Origin of the sequence: Oricola indica (genome assembly GCF_965227485.1) — a bacterium.
Lineage (GTDB): Bacteria > Pseudomonadota > Alphaproteobacteria > Rhizobiales > Rhizobiaceae > Oricola > Oricola indica.
The window spans coordinates 1,215,675-1,233,578 of the sequence record NZ_OZ245747.1; the positions used below are offsets into that span (position 1 = coordinate 1,215,675).

General features: G+C 62.4%; 17 protein-coding genes and 1 pseudogene. 6 read left to right on the forward strand and 12 right to left on the reverse strand.

Annotated elements, in window-relative coordinates; translation table 11 throughout:
* Positions 1 to 14 precede the first annotated feature (14 nt).
* Positions 15 to 335, forward strand: coding sequence for a darcynin family protein (locus ACQK2M_RS06245; protein WP_425417090.1), 321 nt, complete (start codon positions 15 to 17; stop codon positions 333 to 335).
* A gap of 208 nt (positions 336 to 543) precedes the next feature.
* Here ACQK2M_RS06245 and ACQK2M_RS06250 read toward each other — a convergent pair whose 3' ends face one another.
* Together ACQK2M_RS06250 and odc2 are read right to left on the reverse strand one after the other, a co-directional pair.
* A complete protein-coding gene (locus tag ACQK2M_RS06250) occupies positions 544 to 1,119 on the reverse strand; it encodes a GNAT family N-acetyltransferase (RefSeq protein WP_425417091.1) in 576 nt (191 codons plus the stop codon).
* A 26-nt stretch (positions 1,120 to 1,145) separates the two neighbouring features.
* Positions 1,146 to 2,279: an ornithine/lysine decarboxylase gene (gene odc2, locus ACQK2M_RS06255; protein WP_223478246.1), complete on the reverse strand. Its 1,134-nt coding sequence runs from the start codon at positions 2,277 to 2,279 to the stop codon at positions 1,146 to 1,148.
* 521 nt (positions 2,280 to 2,800) lie between these two features.
* Between odc2 and ACQK2M_RS06260 the strand changes: the two genes are divergently transcribed.
* Genes ACQK2M_RS06260 through ACQK2M_RS06270 form a run of 3 tightly spaced genes read left to right on the forward strand, consistent with a single transcriptional unit; the run spans position 2,801 to position 5,433 of the window.
* Positions 2,801 to 3,706, forward strand: a complete 906-nt coding sequence (locus ACQK2M_RS06260; RefSeq protein ID WP_425417092.1) for a LysR family transcriptional regulator — start codon at positions 2,801 to 2,803, stop codon at positions 3,704 to 3,706.
* A gap of 57 nt (positions 3,707 to 3,763) precedes the next feature.
* Entirely contained in the window at positions 3,764 to 4,408 is a 645-nt protein-coding gene (locus ACQK2M_RS06265; protein ID WP_425417093.1) for a DUF1007 family protein, read from the forward strand.
* Positions 4,405 to 5,433: a nickel/cobalt transporter gene (locus ACQK2M_RS06270; RefSeq protein WP_425417094.1), complete on the forward strand. Its 1,029-nt coding sequence runs from the start codon at positions 4,405 to 4,407 to the stop codon at positions 5,431 to 5,433. Before ACQK2M_RS06265 ends, ACQK2M_RS06270 begins: the two co-directional genes overlap by 4 nt.
* Before the next feature lies 1 nt (position 5,434).
* On the opposite strand, the gene denD is transcribed toward ACQK2M_RS06270, so the two are convergent.
* From denD to ACQK2M_RS06295, 5 genes and pseudogenes are all read right to left on the reverse strand, one after another.
* A complete protein-coding gene (gene denD, locus ACQK2M_RS06275) occupies positions 5,435 to 6,406 on the reverse strand; it encodes a D-erythronate dehydrogenase (protein WP_425417095.1) in 972 nt (323 codons plus the stop codon).
* Between the two features lies 1 nt (position 6,407).
* Entirely contained in the window at positions 6,408 to 6,623 is a 216-nt protein-coding gene (locus tag ACQK2M_RS06280; protein WP_425417096.1) for a hypothetical protein, read from the reverse strand.
* Positions 6,623 to 7,378 carry an SDR family oxidoreductase gene (locus ACQK2M_RS06285; RefSeq protein ID WP_425417097.1) on the reverse strand — a complete coding sequence of 252 codons (756 nt, stop codon included), beginning with the start codon at positions 7,376 to 7,378 and terminating at the stop codon, positions 6,623 to 6,625. The genes ACQK2M_RS06280 and ACQK2M_RS06285 overlap by 1 nt, the downstream gene beginning before the upstream one ends.
* A 26-nt stretch (positions 7,379 to 7,404) precedes the next feature.
* On the reverse strand, positions 7,405 to 7,749 hold the full coding sequence (locus ACQK2M_RS06290; protein ID WP_425419995.1) for a GNAT family N-acetyltransferase: 345 nt from the start codon (positions 7,747 to 7,749) through the stop codon (positions 7,405 to 7,407).
* Positions 7,750 to 7,896: 147 nt separating this feature from the next.
* Positions 7,897 to 8,538, reverse strand: a pseudogene (locus tag ACQK2M_RS06295) (GNAT family N-acetyltransferase); the annotation flags it as partial.
* 85 nt (positions 8,539 to 8,623) lie between these two features.
* Between ACQK2M_RS06295 and ACQK2M_RS06300 the strand changes: the two are divergent.
* Positions 8,624 to 9,793, forward strand: a complete 1,170-nt coding sequence (locus ACQK2M_RS06300; RefSeq protein WP_425417098.1) for a pyridoxal phosphate-dependent aminotransferase — start codon at positions 8,624 to 8,626, stop codon at positions 9,791 to 9,793.
* 77 nt (positions 9,794 to 9,870) lie between these two features.
* The gene (locus ACQK2M_RS06305) at positions 9,871 to 10,491 is read left to right on the forward strand and encodes a TetR/AcrR family transcriptional regulator (RefSeq protein WP_425417099.1); all 621 of its coding nucleotides are present in this window, start codon (positions 9,871 to 9,873) and stop codon (positions 10,489 to 10,491) included.
* Between the two features lie 320 nt (positions 10,492 to 10,811).
* Here the strand turns inward: ACQK2M_RS06305 and ACQK2M_RS06310 are convergent, their stop codons facing one another.
* The 5 genes from ACQK2M_RS06310 to ACQK2M_RS06330 all read right to left on the reverse strand — a co-directional run bounded on the left by ACQK2M_RS06310 (position 10,812) and on the right by ACQK2M_RS06330 (position 17,904).
* Positions 10,812 to 12,437, reverse strand: coding sequence for a TRAP transporter large permease (locus tag ACQK2M_RS06310; RefSeq protein WP_223478255.1), 1,626 nt, complete (start codon positions 12,435 to 12,437; stop codon positions 10,812 to 10,814).
* A gap of 5 nt (positions 12,438 to 12,442) precedes the next feature.
* On the reverse strand, positions 12,443 to 13,138 hold the full coding sequence (locus ACQK2M_RS06315; RefSeq protein ID WP_223478256.1) for a TRAP transporter small permease: 696 nt from the start codon (positions 13,136 to 13,138) through the stop codon (positions 12,443 to 12,445).
* Between the two features lie 94 nt (positions 13,139 to 13,232).
* Positions 13,233 to 14,231, reverse strand: a complete 999-nt coding sequence (locus ACQK2M_RS06320; RefSeq protein ID WP_425417100.1) for a DctP family TRAP transporter solute-binding subunit — start codon at positions 14,229 to 14,231, stop codon at positions 13,233 to 13,235.
* A gap of 489 nt (positions 14,232 to 14,720) precedes the next feature.
* Positions 14,721 to 16,082 (reverse strand): sigma-54-dependent transcriptional regulator, encoded by a 1,362-nt coding sequence (locus tag ACQK2M_RS06325; RefSeq protein WP_425417101.1) that lies wholly within the window; start codon positions 16,080 to 16,082, stop codon positions 14,721 to 14,723.
* Positions 16,083 to 16,095: 13 nt separating this feature from the next.
* The gene (locus ACQK2M_RS06330) at positions 16,096 to 17,904 is read right to left on the reverse strand and encodes a sensor histidine kinase (protein WP_425417102.1); all 1,809 of its coding nucleotides are present in this window, start codon (positions 17,902 to 17,904) and stop codon (positions 16,096 to 16,098) included.

Below are 17,904 nucleotides of genomic sequence, written 5' to 3' on the forward strand. Positions count from 1 at the left end.
CGGGAGAAAGCCTGATGAAACTGACCGTGTTCATGCTGCTCCACGCTCTACCTGAATGGCTCTCGCTTGAGCGGGCGGAGCGAAACGCCATCGCCGAACGGGCGCTGGCCCATGCCTTTTCCGACGAGGCAGTTCGCCTCCGTTTCTTCGACGCCGAGAGTTTCGACGCGGAGGTGAGCGATGTCGCCATGATCGAAGCGGAGACGCCGGAAGCGCATTATTTCGCCATGGAGTGGCTGCGCGACACACCGCTTCTGGCCAAGCCCTATTTTCGGGTAGTGCGTATCATACCCGCCTATGAGGAGGGATATCGCCAGTTCGAGGCGGCCGCGTGAAAAAGACGACCGAAATCGCCGCTTTCCCGGCGTACAGTAGCGGGGACGCGCAAATCGCTTCCAAACCTCGTTCGAGTCCGAAGGCGTGGCCTCCAGTATTTTTCATAGGAGAACTGCCGACATGCTGTCGGGAAGGAGAACAGGCGGCGCGGGAGCTTCCTCCCGCGCTTGGTCCGCGCCGCCATCGGCCCCCGCCGATAACTCTAAATTATGCCACGAGGCGCAGCTTGCTCGGCTTCGAGACCTTTTCGCCGGAGGCGACGACCATGCCGGCGGCGCCGTTAAGGAAACCCTCGACCAGTTCGATCGCTAGGAAACGGTCGCGCTCGACCGGTCCCGGCAGGGCCAGCGTGCCGGTCTTTTCCGCCGAAAAACCGAAACGCGCATAGTAGGGCGCATCGCCAACCAGAAGCACCGCGCCGTGGCCGAGGCGGGCTGCTTCCGAAAGCGCATGGCGCATCAGGAGCGAACCGGTGCCGGTGCCCTTCGCGTCCGGATCGACGGCAAGCGGTCCCAGCATCAGCGCGGAAACCGAGCGGCCCTCGGCGTCGATGCCCGCGGAAACGTTCCACAGCCGCACGGTGCCGATCACGTTGGCCGCGTTGTCGCGCGCCACGAAAGCAAGCCCTTCGGCCGGCTTGCGGCCGGCGCGAAGTTTCTGCGAGGTCTTCTTTTTCCAGTTGGGCGACATTGCGCGCGCCAGCACGGCGTCGCGGTTTGCGACGTCGGCCGCGGATTCGAGCGCAATGGTGACGGCGTCGCCGTCATGAACCAGCGAGTTCATTGTCGTATTCCCGAAAGCGCGTGCGGTCAGATGACGTAGGAGCGCAACGGCTCGAAGCCGTTGAACGCGACGGCCGAATAGGTCGTCGTGTAGGCTCCAGTGCCTTCGATCAGAACCTCGTCGCCGATGGTGAGGGACAGCGGCAGCGGATAGGGCGTCTTCTCGTAGAGCACGTCGGCGGAGTCGCAGGTCGGTCCGGCCAGAACGCAGGGCTCCGCGGCATCGCCGTCACGCGGGGTGACGATGTTGTAGCGGATGGCTTCGTCCATGGTTTCGGCGAGGCCGCCGAACTTGCCGATGTCGAGATAGACCCAGCGCACATTGTCGTTGTCGGACTTCTTCGACACCAGCACGACTTCCGACTTGATGACGCCGGCATTGCCGACCATGCCGCGGCCCGGCTCGATGATCGTTTCCGGGATACGGTTGCCGAAATGCTTGCGCAGCGCGTCGAAGATCGCCTGGCCGTAGGCCTTCGCCGTGGGCACGTCCTTGAGGTAACGGGTCGGGAAACCGCCGCCCATATTGACCATCTTCAGGGTGATGCCCTTTTCCGACATGCGCTCGAACACCCAGCGGGCGTCGGCCAGCGCCTTGTCCCATGCGGCGAGGTGGGTCATCTGCGAGCCGACATGGAAAGAGACGCCATAGGCGGTGAGGCCGAGGCGCGCGGCGTGCGCGAGGACATCGACAGCCATTTTCGGGGCGCAGCCGAATTTGCGCGACAGGGGCCACTCGGCGCCTTCGCCGTCGGTGAGGACGCGGCAGAAAACCTGCGCGCCCGGCGCGGAACGGGCGATCTTCTCGACTTCCTCGACGCAGTCGACGGCGAAAAGACGGATGCCGAGTTCGTGGGCGCGCGCGATGTCGCGTTCCTTCTTGATGGTGTTGCCGAAGGAGATGCGCTCGGCAGTTGCGCCGGCGTCGAGCGCCATCTCGATCTCGGCCACGGACGCCGTGTCGAAAGAGGAGTTGAGCGATGCGAGGAGCTTCAGGATCTCGGGCGCGGGATTGGCCTTGACGGCGTAGAAGATGCGGCTGTCCGGCAGCGCCTTGGTGAAGGCGCAATAGTTGTCGCGCACGACGTCGAGATCGACGACGAGGCAAGGGGAAGCGGGGCGGCGGGTGGCGAGGAAGTCATGGATGCGTGCGGTTGTCATGGCACTGTTCCTTCGGCGTATCCGGGCAGCGGGGGCTGCGACAATGGGTGCGGTCCCGGCATGGACAGGCGCGAATGCACCGGTCCTTTCGGAACCACGCGAAAAATCTCAGACCGGCTCGCCGGTCTTGATTGCCATTGATTGGTGGGAACGCCCGACCGCACGTTTGGCAAGGATGGTTGTGTCTCTCGCTATTCCGGCGTGTGGACCGCCGGACGAGTGATAGACCCGACCGTCGTTGCTTCAAGATGTCCTCGCTTGTCCGGTTGGCCGGGAAGCGACCGGAGGGGTTAGCTCCGGGTACCTTGCCGTGCCCCTCACCAATTCGAGGGGTCGGCGGACACCCACAGGCACGTGCGACTTTGGGTGAGGCGGATTTAATGCGAGATCATTTGCATTTCAATGCAGAAATCGGGCTTGCCGAATCTTTTTTTGCGTGCAGTTTCTGTAAACGAAAATCGCGTTCGGGTTCGCAGCCAATTGACGGTGCCAAGACCCGACCCGACCCGGGAGTAGCCTTCATGGATACCTTGACGCGTATGCGCGCCTTCATCGCCGTCGTGGAAAACGAGGGCTTTTCGGCGGCCGCCCGTAAAATCGGACGGTCGAAGGCGCTGTTGTCGAAATATGTCCGCGAACTGGAAGACGAACTCGGCGCCCTCCTGCTCAACCGGACCACGCGCCAGTTCTCGCTGACCGAACTCGGACATACCTATTACATCCGCGCCGTGGAGATCGTGCGCGAGATCGACACGTTGCAGGACATGGTGCGCGACAGCCGGGAAGGGGTGCGCGGCCGAATCAAGATCGCGGCGCCACGCTCCTTCGCCGATTCGTCACTCGACCAGGCGCTGATCGATTTCGCCGCCGCCAATCCGGAAATCGGGCTCGACATTCAACTCGACGACCGCTTCGTCGATCTTGTCGAAGAGGGCTTCGACCTGGCGATTCGCGTAACCGCACTCGAGGATTCCGCCATGATCGCGCGGCGTCTTGCGCCATTTCGCCTGAAGATCGTCGCAACGCCGGAAACGATCGCCAAATACGGCGCGCCCGAAAAGCCGGAAGATCTTTCCACGCGCCCCTGCATCGTCGATACCAATGCGCGACGACGCAACAACTGGATCCTCAAGGACAGTGACGGGCGCGTCGCCGGCGTGACGGTCACGGGACCGATCGAGGTCAACAGTCCTCTTTCCACCCGTGCCGCCGCGCTTTCGAATCTCGGTTTCGCGCTGTGTCCTGATTTCATCGTGAAGGACGATCTGGCCAGCGGTGCGGTCGTGGAAGTCCTGCCCGGATCGACATCGGAAGAGGCGGGAATTTACGCGGTCTATCCGCATCGGCGCTATCTTCCAGGCAAGGTGCGCGCATTGGTCGACTATCTTGCCGAGTGGTTCAAGGATTACGGTACGACGGCGACATAATCCCGCCGGGTTTTTGCGCTCTCGCTTTCGGAGATTTCAGGAGACATGCAGCCAGCTATGCAACGGGTTTTTTTATCGGTTCTCGCCTGCGTCACCGGATGCCTGGGCGGCGCGACACATGCCTTCGCGCACCCGCATGTTTTCGCCGAGGCGCGGCTGGAGGTCGAAGTGGCGCCGGACGGGCATGTCAACGCCTTGCGGCATATCTGGCGCTTCGACGAACTGTTCTCCTCCACGGTCCTGCTCGAATTCGATGCCGATACGGACAATCGACTGGACCCGCCGGAACTGGAAGAGGTGGCCTCAGTGGTCGCCGATTCGCTGGCCGATTTCGATTACTTCCAGTCCATCACCGTCGGCAGCAACAATATCAATGTGGAGCCGGTGAAGGACATGAAGGCGCTGTTCGAGGACGGACAGTTGATCATGTTTTTCACGGCGGTGCCGGCCGAGCGCATCGAGATAAGCTCCTCGCCGAGCTTCGGTGTGTTCGATCCGACTTTCTACACCGCTATCGATTTCTACGACGAGAACAACATGGTGTTGCAGGGTGCGCCCGCCAATTGCAGCCACAAGATGGTCGTGCCCGATCCCGATGAAGCGATCGCGCAGAACCAGGCGACGCTGACCGATGCGTTCTTCAACGACCCGACCGACATGTCCAAGCTCCTGGCGACCCGGATGGAGGTGACCTGCAAATGAGACGGGGGACGGGACCGCGAATCGCAATCGGAACCGCGTTTGCCGCCCTCCTGATCGCATCTGCGGCGCATGCCCAGTCGTCGCTGGGGATCGGGGCGAGCGAAGCCGTCGTTCAGCCAACCGGCGGACTCTTCGGCGGCTTTTTCCTCTGGATCAACGAGATGCAGCGGAGCTTCTATCGCGAAATGACCGATGCGCTGAAGGCGATGCGCGAGGACGGCAACGCGGCCTGGCTGCTCGTCGGCCTGTCTTTTGCCTACGGCATTTTCCACGCGGCCGGGCCGGGTCACGGCAAGGCGGTGATTTCCTCCTACATGCTGGCGAACGAGACGCTCCTGAGGCGCGGCGTTATACTCTCCTTCCTTTCGGCGATCCTGCAGGCGATTTCCGCGGTCGTGCTCGTCGGCACCGCCTATCTGGTCCTGCGCGGAACGGCGATTTCCATGACGGACGCGACATGGTTCATGGAAACGGCAAGCTATGCGCTGATCGCCGTTTTCGGTTTCTGGCTTTTGATGACGAAGCTGCGTCGGCGCAAGGCGCCGGCATCCCTCTCATCGGCTGCCGTTCAAGCCGCCGATCACCATGATCATGGCCATGCGCACCATCATCATGATCACCACGACCATCATCACCATGGCGACGGCGAAATCTGCGAGACTTGCGGTCATTCGCATGCGCCCGATCCGAAGATGCTGGCCGGCCCGATGAACTGGCGGTCCGCCTGGGCGGCCGTCGCGGCTGTCGGATTGCGTCCGTGTTCCGGCGCGCTGATCGTCCTGACATTCGCCCTGCTGAACGGTCTCGTGCTCGGCGGAATTCTCTCCGTCTTCGCCATGGCGGTGGGGACTGCGATCACGGTTTCGGCGCTGGCGACATTGGCGGTCACCGCGAAGAACGCGGCGCTGCGTGTTTCCGGCTCGGGCGCCATGTCGAACCGGCTGCATCGCGGAATAGAAATCGGCGGCGCGGCGCTGGTGATGGTGCTCGGCCTGATCCTTCTCGGCGGAGCGTTGGCCGCCTAGGCTAAAGCGAGCCGCCCAACTCGTCTTCCACATGCACCCTGATGATGTCGTCGAAGGTCGTTTCGGCGGTGAAGCCGAGGTCACGGGCGCGCCTCGCATCGAAGCGCTGCGGCCAGAAATCGACGATGGCCCGGGTCTCGGGGTCCGGTTCATCGCGGATCAGGGCCACGGCCTTGTCACCGGCAACACGGCGCAATGCCTCTATCTGTTCTCCGATGGAAACCGCGACGCCAGGAAGCGTCACATTGCGGCGTGCGCCGAGACGCTCGGAGGAGAGCCCCGCGGCATGCAAGAGGAAGCCGACGGCCGAACGCGGGCTGGCATGCGTATGCACCACGTCACGCGAAACCGGCAGCACCGCGGGCTTTCCGGCCAGGGGTTCGCGGATGATGGAGGAAAAGAAGCCGGATGCCGCAAGGTTCGGCTTGCCGGGGCGCACGCAGATCGTCGGCAGACGAAGCCCGATGCCGTCCAGGAAGCCGCGCCGCGAGTAATCGCCCAGCAGTAATTCGCCGATCAGTTTCTGCGCGCCGTAGGAGGTCAGCGGAACCTGCTGGAAGTCGTCGCCGATAGCGTCGGGAAACGGCGCGCCGAAGACCGCGATCGAGGAGGCATAGACGACGCGCGGGCAATAGTCTTCGCGCAGCCGGATCGCGTCGAACAGGGCGCGCGCGCCGTCGAGATTGGCGCGGTAGCCCTTGTCGAAATCGCGTTCCGCTTCTCCCGACACGACGCCCGCGAGGTGGAAGATCACGTCCGCTTCACGCGCGGCCAATGCCTCCGTAACGCCGGGATTAGCCAGATCGCTGGTCTCGGCCGTCACGGCAAAATCCGCCGGCGGAACATGGACCGGCACGATGTCCTGGAGATGAAGGCCGCTGATTTGCCGGCCCGTGAGCTTGCCGTCTGCAATGAGGCGGGCGGTCAGCTTGCGGCCGATCATCCCTGCCGCGCCGGTGATGACGATCCTCACCTTATTCGCCCTTGCGCCGTATGCGGCCACGCAGCCAGAGGCCGACGAATGGCAGCACGAGCACGCCGACGACTATAGCGCCCGCAAGGATTCGATTTTCGCCACCGACCGCCTGCATAATGTTCGGCAGGAAGAAAATGAGCAGCGCGAAGCCTATGAAGATCGCCGCTGCGGTGGCCAGCGTCTTGCTGTCGTATTGGTTCTTGTTCTCTGACATCAGAGCGTCCATCCCCCATCGATCGGAATCGCCGTTCCGGTGGTAAAGGCCGCGGAATCGCTTGCCAGATAAACCGCCAGCGCCGCGACCTCCTCGACCCGTCCGACGCGGCCTATCGGCTGGCGATCGACGAACATCTGCAGTGCCTTGTCCGCGCCGCCGACGCTCTTGCCGAGTTCATCGACACGTTCGTGCCAGGACGGGGATTCGATCGTGCCGGGGCAGATCGCGTTGCAGCGGATGTTCTGACGGATGAAATCCTGTGCAACAGATTTCGTCAGGCCGATGACTGCCGCCTTGGTCGCGCCGTAGACATAGCGGTTCGGGGCGCTCTTGAGCGAGGATGCGCCGGACGACATGTTGACAATCGACCCCGACGTGCCGTTCGCGGCAGCGCGGGTCAGCATCTCCGGCAAGAAGGCGCGGATCATGCGATGCATGGATTTCACGTTGAGATCGAAGGAGAAATCCCAGTCGCTCTCTTCGCAGTCGAGCACCGTCCCGTGATGGACGAAGCCGGCGACGTTGGCCAGGATATCGATTCCGCCGACCGCGGCCGCATAGGCGTTCACGGCGTCGGTGTCGGTGACGTCCAACCGCGCCTTGGAGGCATCGAGCCCATCAAGCTTGCCGAGATCGAGATCGGACGCATGGACCGTCGCGCCCTCGGCGGCGAACGCCTCCGCGATGGCGCGCCCGATACCCTGGCCGGCCGCCGTGACCACCGCGATCTTCCCTTGCAACTGTCCCGACATGCGATACTCCACTGTGTTCTGAATGCTCAACTCACCCGCGCGACCATGTGGATGACCGTACGCGAGCCGAGATCCTCCTCGCGCTCGATCTCGAAGCCCAGCCGCCGATACCAGTCGAGCGCGGGATTGAGCGCGTGTGTCTTCAACCGGATTTCCGGCGCCGTCAATGCATGCGCGCGATTGAAGACGCCGGCCATCATGGCACGACCGTAGCCCATGCCGGCAACGGCCGGCGTGGTGGCGATCGATTCCAGGTAGAGGTCATCCTTTTGGCGGCGGAGGATCAGCACGCCGGCGGGTTTGTCGTCTCGACTGCACATCCACACCTCGCAATTGGCGAAGATTTCGCCATAGTCCCAACCGAGCGGCATGGGGTCGTCGCCGGTGCGGTCGCGCGTTCGCGCGTAGGATGCGGCCTGGATTTCCTCGATCTGCCCCCGTTTTTCGAAGCCGATGCGTTCGAGGCGGATGCCGTTGGCGACCAGTGTGCGGGCGGTGAGTGTCGACAAGGCGGTGCACTGCCGGCCCGAGGCATCGAAGTTTTCAGGTGCGAGCCATGTTTCGAAGGCGGCCCTTGCCTGCGGCCATTCCCCGTCGAGCAGCGAGTACCACGCGGTGTCGCGGTTCTCGCCCTTGACGACGCCCGCCTGGCGGAACAGCCCCTCATGCGTCATGGCGAAGCGCTCCGCCGCGCGTTTCGAGGGCTCGTTGCGGTCGTTGCATTTCCACTCGAAGCGACGATAGCCGAGATCGTCGAAAATGTGCCGCGTGAAAAGGTAAAACGCCTCGGTTGCGGCAGGGGTTCGCGCCATGATGGACGACCAGAGAATATGGCCGATTTCGATGACCCCGTTGGCCTGGTCGATGCGCAGAAAGGTCTGACGGCCGGCGACCTTGCCGGAATGCTTGTCGATCACGACGTAATAAAGCGGATCGGTGCTCTTTTCGGCCTTGTCGAGCCAGGTCTGAAAGGCCTCTCGGCTTTCGGGCGGATATTCGGGCAGCCACCGGAAACGGGCATCGGCGTCCTGCATGGTGGAGGCGGCATAGAGGCCGTCTCCGTGCTTTTGCGACGACAGCCGCTCAAGGCGCACAAAGCTGCCTTCCATGACTTCCGCATTAGGCACTGGACGTGGCGTCCAGGTCGAAAGGTCTTGCATCGAATTCGTCCTCACCGGTCCGGAATTGCGTTTCCCTACCCGAAATGCAAGAGAGCTTCATTCCGCAAATTGTAGGGGAAGCAATATGCTGCACACCGTCGCCGCCTATAACCGTATCGGAGAGGAAAACGCTTTCGCGGTGCTGGCGCGCGCGACGCAGCTTGCGGCGGAAGGGTGTGACATCATCAATCTCGGCATCGGGCAGCCGGATTTCAAAACGCCGGATCATATCGTCGAAGCCGCGGTGAAGGCGCTGCGCGACGGCCATCACGGCTACACGCCCGCCAATGGAATACTCAAGACGCGCGAAGCGGTGGTCCGCCGTACGCTGGCGACGACCGGCATCGAGGTTTCGCCCGACAGCGTGATGATCATGCCGGGCGGAAAGCCGACCATGTATGCGGCGATCACCCTTTTCGGCGAGCCGGGCGCGGAGATCCTCTATCCCGATCCCGGTTTCCCGATCTATCGCTCGATGATCGAGTTTACCGGCGCTACGCCGGTTCCCGTGCCGATCCGCGAGGAAAACGGCTTTGCCTTCTCGGCCGAGGAAACACTGGGTCTCATCACGGACAAGACGCGGCTGCTGATTCTGAACTCGCCGGCCAATCCGACCGGCGGCGTGACGCCAAAATCGGAGATCGACGCGCTGGTGAAGGGGCTTGCCGCCTTCCCGGACGTGGCGATCATGTCGGACGAGATCTACGACGTGATGACCTATGACGGTGAGACGCACACGTCATTGCTGACCTATCCGGAAATTCGCGACCGGCTGATCGTCCTCAACGGATGGTCCAAGACCTGGGCGATGACCGGCTGGAGGCTCGGCTGGTCGATCTGGCCGGACGGGTTGATCGACAAGGTGCGCAAGCTGGCCGTGAATTGCTGGTCCTGCGTCAACGCGCCCTCGCAATTCGCCGGCATCGCGGCGATCGACGGACCGCAGGACGCGGTGGAGACAATGATGCAGGCTTTCGATGCACGCCGGCATATCGTTGTCGAGAAGATGAACGCGCTTCCGGGCGTCAGCTGCGCAACGCCGAAGGGCGCTTTCTATGCTTTCCCGAATGTCTCCGAGACCGGACGGAAGGCGAAACCGCTCGCTTCGGCACTGCTTGAAGAGGCCGGGGTGGCGCTGATCGGTGGTCCTGATTTCGGAATTCTCGGCGAGGGCTACATCCGCCTGTCCTTCGCGAATTCCGCCGAGAACATCGAGCGTGCGATCGAGCGGATCGGAGACTTTCTCGCCGGCTGATCCGCACCGCCGATTTGCCGTCTTTTCGGTGTCAAGATAGATTGTCGCCGACGATTCGCGCAGGCAGAGAAGACGGCATGGCAACACGGCGTTCCGGGAAATCCTATCACCATGGCGATCTGCGCGCGGCGCTGATCGCGGCGGCCGAGACGGAACTGATCGAAAAGGGCGTCGATGCCTTTTCATTGCGCGGCGCGGCGCGGCGGGCAGGTGTCAGCCATGCGGCGCCGGCCCATCACTTCAGGGACGCCAACGCGCTGCTCGACGCGCTGGCCGCGTCCGGGTTTGAGCGGCTGACCGCAGCCATGCGCGCCGAACAGGCCGCATCGGAAACGCACAAGACAGCGCAGTTGGTGGCGGCCGGCATCGGCTATGTGCGCTTTGCCGAGACCAATCGCGAACTGCTGCAGCTGATGTTCGGCATGTCACGCCGCACCGGCGACGATCCCGATCTTGCCCGTCATTCGGAAGCGGCCTTTTCGGTGTTGGTCAATGGTGTGGGCAATGTGCGCGGCCGGCAGGCTTTTGCGAGCGAGGAGGGATGGCGCGACGTGGCCGCATGCTGGTCGATGGTTCACGGCTACGCGCAATTGGCGATCGCCGGCAAGATGGGGTTCGTCACCGGTCTCGCATTCGACGAGCAGCGTAGCTTGATCGAGGATCTGATGCGGCGGGCGATGTCCGAACGGGGCGCCTGACAACAAAGCGGGCGACCTTTTGGGAAAGATCGCCCGGCTTCTTCAGACCGCAGAGGGAGGATCTGACGGTCTTAAATGCCACCACTGTTTCATGCTGGCACGAATCAGTTACCTAAAGGTTAACAAATTTATGACCGCAAGCAATTCTGCTTGGCGTAAAAACAGGCTGTATTGCTTTTTTAGGCACTGGATTTTGATCGCCGCAGCAATGTCGGGGCAAGTTTCGCCACTACTTTAGCGCGAATACAGTCTGCACTGGTAAAAATTCTAGTTAACTTTACGTCATCCGGCGCACAAAGGCGCCGGATGAACCGTGAGTACTATCGCGTGATGATTTCGGGGCCCATCAACGCGTAGGGCAGTGCGGTCGAGAAGATCGGAATATAGGTCACCATGACCAGGAACACGAGCAGCACTGCGACGAAGGGTGCCGCCGCGCGCACCACCTGAATAAGGCTCATGCCTGTTATTCCCGATGTGACGAACAGGTTGAGACCGATCGGCGGTGTGATCATCCCGATCTCCATGTTCACCACCATGATGATACCCAGATGGATCGGATCGACGCCCAACTCCATTGCTATGGGGAACACCACCGGTGCGACGATCAGCAACAGGCCCGAGGGCTCCATGAACTGGCCGCCCAGCAGAAGCAGCAGGTTCACCGCGATCAGGAAGGTGAACCAGGTAAAGCCGGCATCCACCATCAGGCCGGTGATGGCCTGGGGAATGCGCTCGGCCGTCAGCACATGGGCGAAGAGCAGCGCATTCACGATGATGAACATCAGCATGATGATCGTCTTCGACGAGTCGATCATCACCTTGCGCGTGTCCGCGTGGAAGAACGCGCCGAAGAAGTGCCGGGCGATCAGACCCAAATTGCGCCCCCAGACCGGCAGGCCGGCGACCACGAAGCGTGGGATGTTGGCCGGGTTGGAGGCCGGATCGCGCCAGACCGAATAGGCGATGAGGACGGCAAGCGACAGCGCCAGTCCAACCCATGCGCGTCCCGAGGCGGTGACGTTCTCCCAGTCCGCGGTGACGAAGAAAGACAGCACCATCCAGACGAAAAAGAAGGCCAGTGCGTAGACCGTCGCCGAAAAGCCGACATGCGCCGGCGTGCCGCGGCTTTCCGTGTCGCCAAGCCAGCGGCGGCCCGCCATCGGGCCCATGTCGCGATAGACGAAGACTGCGATGACAAACGCATAGATGGCGGCGACCGCAGCGGCCTCGGTCGGCGTGAACACGCCGCCATAAATGCCGCCGATGATGATGACGATCAGGAACAGGCCCCAGCCGGCTTCCTTGCCGCCATTGAGAATTTCGCCGACGCCCTTCCATTCTTCCGCGGGCAGATTGCGCCGGCGGGCGATCACATAGATCGCGCCCATCAGCATCAGGCCGGCGAGAATGCCGGGTACCACGCCGGCGAGGAACATGCGGCCAACCGAGACATTGGTTGCCGCTGCGTAGACGACCATCACGATGGACGGCGGAATGAGGATGCCGAGCGTGCCGGCATTGGCGATCACGCCGGCCGCGAACTCCTTGGTATATCCGACCTGGCGCATGCCGGCGATGGCGATCGTTCCGATGGCGACTACGGTCGCCGGCGAAGAACCGGACAGGGCGGCGAACATCATGCAGGCAAGAACCGAAGCCATGGCAAGGCCGCCCCGGAAATGACCGACCGAGGCGATCGAGAAGCGGATGATGCGCTTGGCGACGCCGCCCGTCGACATGAAGGCGGACGCCAGGACGAAGAAGGGAATGGCAAGCAGCGTGTAGTTCTGCGATGCGGTGAAAAGCTGCTGCGCAACCGACGACATCGAATCGTTCGAGAAGAAGGCGATGACGATGATCGACGACAGGCCGAGAGAGACCGCGACGGGAACGCCGAGGAACAGCAGGCCGAGCACGAGGGCGAAGAGGATACCGGTTTCCATAGCGCTCAGTCCTTCAATACGTCACGGTTTTCGGCCACAAGGTCTTCTGCCTCATGGCCAGCGATGATCAATTCGCGCTCGCCGCGCGCGATGGCGACCGTTGCCTGAAGGCTGCGGAAAGCGAGAAGGGCAAGCCCGATGGGCAGCATGAGATAGGCTACCCAACGCTGCACCCGTTCCTGCAGGCCGAATGTTTCCTGCATCCAGACGGGGTAGCGAAGGTCGTCGAGGCCGATGCCGGTGCCGTACATCAGCGTCCAGTAACCGAGCGCGCCGGACTGGCGATAGCTGGTGATCTCCTTGCCGCCGAAGAATGACAGCCAGCCGGCATGGAGGAGCATCATCGCATAGAGCAGGCAGCAGATTGCTCCAAACAGGGCGGCGGCGTGAAACAGAGGTTTGGGGAAGGTCCGGATGAGGGCATCGACGCCGAGATGCATGCCCTGCTTGACGCCGTATGACATGCCGAAAAGGATCAGCCAGGCGAACAGGATGCGGGTGAGTTCCAGCGCGCCGCCCCAGCCACTATTGAAGCCGTAACGCGCGACGACCTGGGTAAATGAGATGATGGTGATCGCGGCCAGAAGGAACGCGATGATGCTCTCCTCGAGCGTGTTAACCGCTTCAGGATATTTACGTTCAGCCAGAAACAGAATCGCGACGAGAATCACGAGCAAAACGGAAGGCCACAAGACAGCCATCGCTTCATTCCCCTCAAACAATGCGCGCCGTCATGGCGCTTTCCCCGGAAAAATGAGGGACCGGCGGTGAAACGCCGGTCCCGTTATCAGCGGATCAGGAGCCGTTGGATGCAACGGCGGCGTCGATCAGGTCCTTGCCGATGTCGCCCTGGAACTGCTGCCAGACGGGCTTCATGGTGGAGACCCACTCGGCACGCTGTTCCGGGGACAGTTCGCGGACGGTTGCGCCGGCATCGATGATGTTCTGCCGGTTGGCGGCTTCCTTCTCGGCAACCTGCGCGTTGGCGGTGCGGGTCACGTCATCCACGATGGCGACGAACTGCTCGCGCACGTCGTCGTCGAGACCGTTCAGCCAGTCGGTCGAGGTGACGAGCAGGTAGGCGAGCAGCTGGTGATTGGTTTCCGTGATGCCGTCCTGCACCTCGAAGAACTTCTGGGTGTAGATGTTGGACCAGGAATTTTCCTGACCATCAACGACGCCCGTCTGAAGCGCGCCGTAGACTTCCTTGAAGGCCAGTTTCTGCGCCGACGCGCCCATCGCCTCGATCATGGCGACAGCCACATCCGAGGTCTGCACGCGGAACTTCAGGCCATTCGCGTCCGAGGGAAGGAGCAGCGGCTTGTTGGCGGAGAACTGCTTCAGGCCCGAAGACCAGTAGCCCAGACCGGTATAGCCGTTCGGCTCGGTGACCTTGAGAAGGTCGCGGCCGGCATCGGAGTCGGCGAAGGCGGCCACGGCGCTGAGGGACGAGAACAGGAACGGCAGGTCGAAGAGCCGGTATTTCTTGGTATAGGCCTCGAACTTGGAAAGCGACGGAGCGGCAAGCTGGACGTCTCCGAGCAGCAGCGCTTCCATGACCTTGTCGTCGTCATAGAGCGTCGAGTTCGCGAAGACTTCCATGCAAGCCTTGCCGTCCATTTCCTCGTTGACGCGTTCCGCGAGCATCGTCGCGGCATCGCCCTTCGGGTGGCCGGTCGCCGCGACGACGTGGCTGAACTTGATGACCATTTCGCCGTCGTCGCACTGGGCCAGAGCCTGTGTTGCGGTCAACGAGATGGCGAGCGCCGAAACAGCGCCGAGAAGCTTTTTCATGAGATTTACCTCCACTGCGGGGACCATTCCCCGGTCTCACGTCACAGGAAGGCGACCATAGCCGGCGTTTGCGGCGTTGGCTGTTCTCCTCCCTGAAAAGGCGTCGAAACCTTTCGCCGCTCAACATTGCACGCGGCGTGCCAATTGCAACAGAAGCCAAATTCCGGGGAGTTTCGGGCTTTCACCTGTTTACGATGTGTAGAATTCTACCCATCGCGGCCGCGCTGTGTATCGTAATCTATACATGCCGCGCGGTGGGCTGGTGGTTATCAGCGGCGTTTTCCTGCAAACGCGAAAAATCCCTCGCCCGATATGATTCAATCGTCCTTGCGGATCGAGTTTGCGGGTGAGCTCCACATTGCGCTCCCGGAAACGGGAATCGCGATTAACGACAGAGATAATCGAAAGGCAGTCGTTCATCCGGACCGCAGCCAACCGGCATTGCGTCGCCGTGACGGGTCTCGCAATGGACGATGGAAGCAATCCTGGTCAGTCTTCGTCGGCGTCCGCACCTCCGATGCCGTGTTTCTGCATCTTGTCGTACAGGCCTTTCCGCGAGATGCCGAGCGCCGCATAGACATCCTTGAGCTTGCCGCCCGCCTTGCGGATTTCCCGTTCGATCATCGCGCGTTCGAATGCGGCCATGCGTTCGGAAAGCGGACCTTCGAAATCCTCGGCAGAGGATGTGCCGCCGCCGTTGAAGCCGTTCCAGAGGCCCAGAACCCAACGGTCGGCGATGTTGCGCAATTCGCGCACATTGCCCGGCCACGAATGGTCGAGAAGTTCCCGTTCGAGGACGGGATTGAAGTCGGGGATTTCGCGGCGATAACGCGCGCGCGCCTGACGGGCGAGATGTTCGAAAAGGAGCGGTATGTCTTCGCGGCGGTCGCGAAGCGGCGGAATCGAAAGCGAGACCACGTTCAGGCGGTAGAAGAGGTCGGCCCTGAAACGTCTGGCGTCGGCCTCGCGGCCGAGGTCGGATTTCGTTGCGGCGACAAAGCGGACATCGAGTGCGATCGACTTGTTGGAGCCAAGACGCTCGATGGATCGATCCTCGATGGCGCGCAGCAGTTTCGCCTGCAGGTCGAGCGGCATGGATTCGATCTCGTCGAGAAATACGGTCCCGCTATTTGCATGTTCAAGCTTGCCGATGCGCTGGCGCGCCGCCCCCGTAAAGGCGCCGGCCTCATGGCCGAACAATTCGCTTTCGAAGATGTCGGGTGGCAGGGCGGCGCAATTGAGGGCGACGAAGGGTCCGGAGGCGCGCGCGGAGAAGTCGTGCAGGGCGCGGGCGACGACTTCCTTGCCTGCGCCCGTTTCACCGAGAACGACCACGTCGGCATCGGTGCCCGCGATCAGGTCGATTTCGCTGCGAAGCGTCGCGATCGCCGGCGAGCGTCCGACGATGCGTTCGGCGATGCCCGATCCGGAATCGAGCTCGGAGCGCAGCATGCGGTTTTCCAGAACGAGGCGGCGCTTTTCCAGCGCCCGGCGGCTGACTGCGCCGAGATCCTGCACCCGGAACGGTTTTGGAATGAAATCATAGGCGCCTTCGCGCATGGCATCCACGGCGATCTGGATGTCGCCATGGCCTGTCACGAGGATCACGGGGATCGCCGGATCGATCTCGAGCACCTCTGCCATGAACTGCATCCCGTCCATGCCGGGCATGCGAATGTCGCTGATGACCGCGCCGGCGAAGTCGCGGCCGATTGCATCAAGCGCATCGGCGGGGCGTTTGAAATCGGTGACAGCCAGATCGTCGAGTTCGAGCCCCTGGCGAAGTGCGTGGCGCAGGTCGTCATCGTCGTCGACAAGCAATATGTCCGGTTTCTGGCTTTTCCCGTTCATACGCGCCTGATCCTCATTCGGCCGCTTCCGCCTGCCGCTCGGTTGCGGGAATGTCGATGACAAAGCAAGCGCCATGGCCTTCATCGCGCTGTTCGATGCGCACCGTGCCTCTGAGGTCCCGCACCACGCTGTCGACGATCGAGAGGCCGAGACCGAGACCGGATCCGACGGGCTTGGTCGTAAAGAAGGGTTCGAACACCTTTTCGCGCACTGCCGGATCGATACCCGGTCCGTTGTCGGCAATCTTGATCCGGACCCGATCCCCGTCACTGCGTGCACTGATTTCGATGCGGGACCCGGCAGGCGCCGCGGCATCGTCGCCGGCCATGGCATCGACGGCGTTTCCGACGAGGTTGACCACGATCTGGGAAAGACGGACCCGGCCGGTATGGGCGGTTACGCCGGGTTCGATATCGGTGACAACCGAGACTCCGGCCTTCTTCGCCTTCTGGCCTACAAGGATGAGCGCTTCCGCGATGACCGTTTCCACCGGGACCGTATCGAGTGTCGTTCCGGGCTTGCGGGAGAATGTCAGCAATGTCTTCGACAGCGCATTCATGCGATCGACCATCTGGCCGATGCGCGCAAGCACGTCCGGCACGGCGGCGTATTTGCCGCGCTTGATCATCTTCTCCGCGTTTGCCGCATAGGTTTTGATCGCGGCCAGCGGCTGGTTGTATTCGTGGCTGAGTGTTGCCGACATCTGGCCGATCACGGCCAGCTTCGCCGCATGGACGAGTTCGTCCTGCGTTTCACGTAGCTGTTTCTCCGTTTGCCGGCGGGCATCGTTTTCCTGCCGCAGCGCCAGGTTGACTTCGGACAATTCTGCCGTGCGATCGCGCACGAGCCTTTCCAGCCGCATGCTCTGCGCCTTTTCTCGACGCGCGCGCGCACTGGCGGCTTCCTGCCGGATCGCGAAGAAGAGTGCCAACATGCCGGCGAGGATCACCGCGAGGGCAGCGATCCAGGCCGCGTTGCGCCGCGCCATCACGACAGGGCTGGCATCGACCAGCGCATGCATGGTCCAGCCGAGGATCGGGATGGTCCGCGCCGCTTCCACGAACAGGCGGTTTCCGCTTTCCGGGATGCGGATGAAATCGCCGGACGTGTACGACAGCGGTTCAACGTCCGGCATTGCAATCGATGCCGTCCAGAGACGCGCCGCCCATTGGGGGCGGTTCGACAGGAAGACGAATTCGCGTCCATCGGTGACGAAGATCGGATGGCTCGACAGCGACCAGTTGGCCTCGATGGCCCCAAAAGGCACCAGGACCAGGACCATGCCTATGTTCTCGCCCGGATTCTCCAGCCCGGCGATGTGGGACGCGAAGGCGTAGGCGCGAGAGCCGTCGGCGAGCCTCAGCGCCGCGCGACCGAGACGCCGTTGGGCGACCGTTTCGGCGAGGCCCGATCTTACCACCGTGTCCGTTTCCACGAGGCCGCTTGCCGATGCGAGAACATTGCCCCGGTTGTCGGCGATGGCGATATCCCGCGCTCCGGAGGCCGCCGAGGTGCTCTTCAGCAGGACATCCAGCCTGTCCGGATCGGCCGTGGTGCCGTCTGTCAGATAGTCGCGCACATCATCGCGCCGGCTCAGCAATGGCGGGATCAGGCGGTATTTTTCCATCACTCCGCCCAGAGCCTCGATCTGGAGCGCGAGACTTTCCTCCGCGGTGGCGCTTAGCGCCGTCCGGGCGCGGGTTCCCGCCCAGTCGCGGGCCAGCCAGACCGCGAGCGCAAGACACAGCACCGTGATGCCGATCACCATGCGGGTGATCAGACGGTAGCGTTTCCTGAGTTGTGCGCCGCTCGTTGTCGCCAT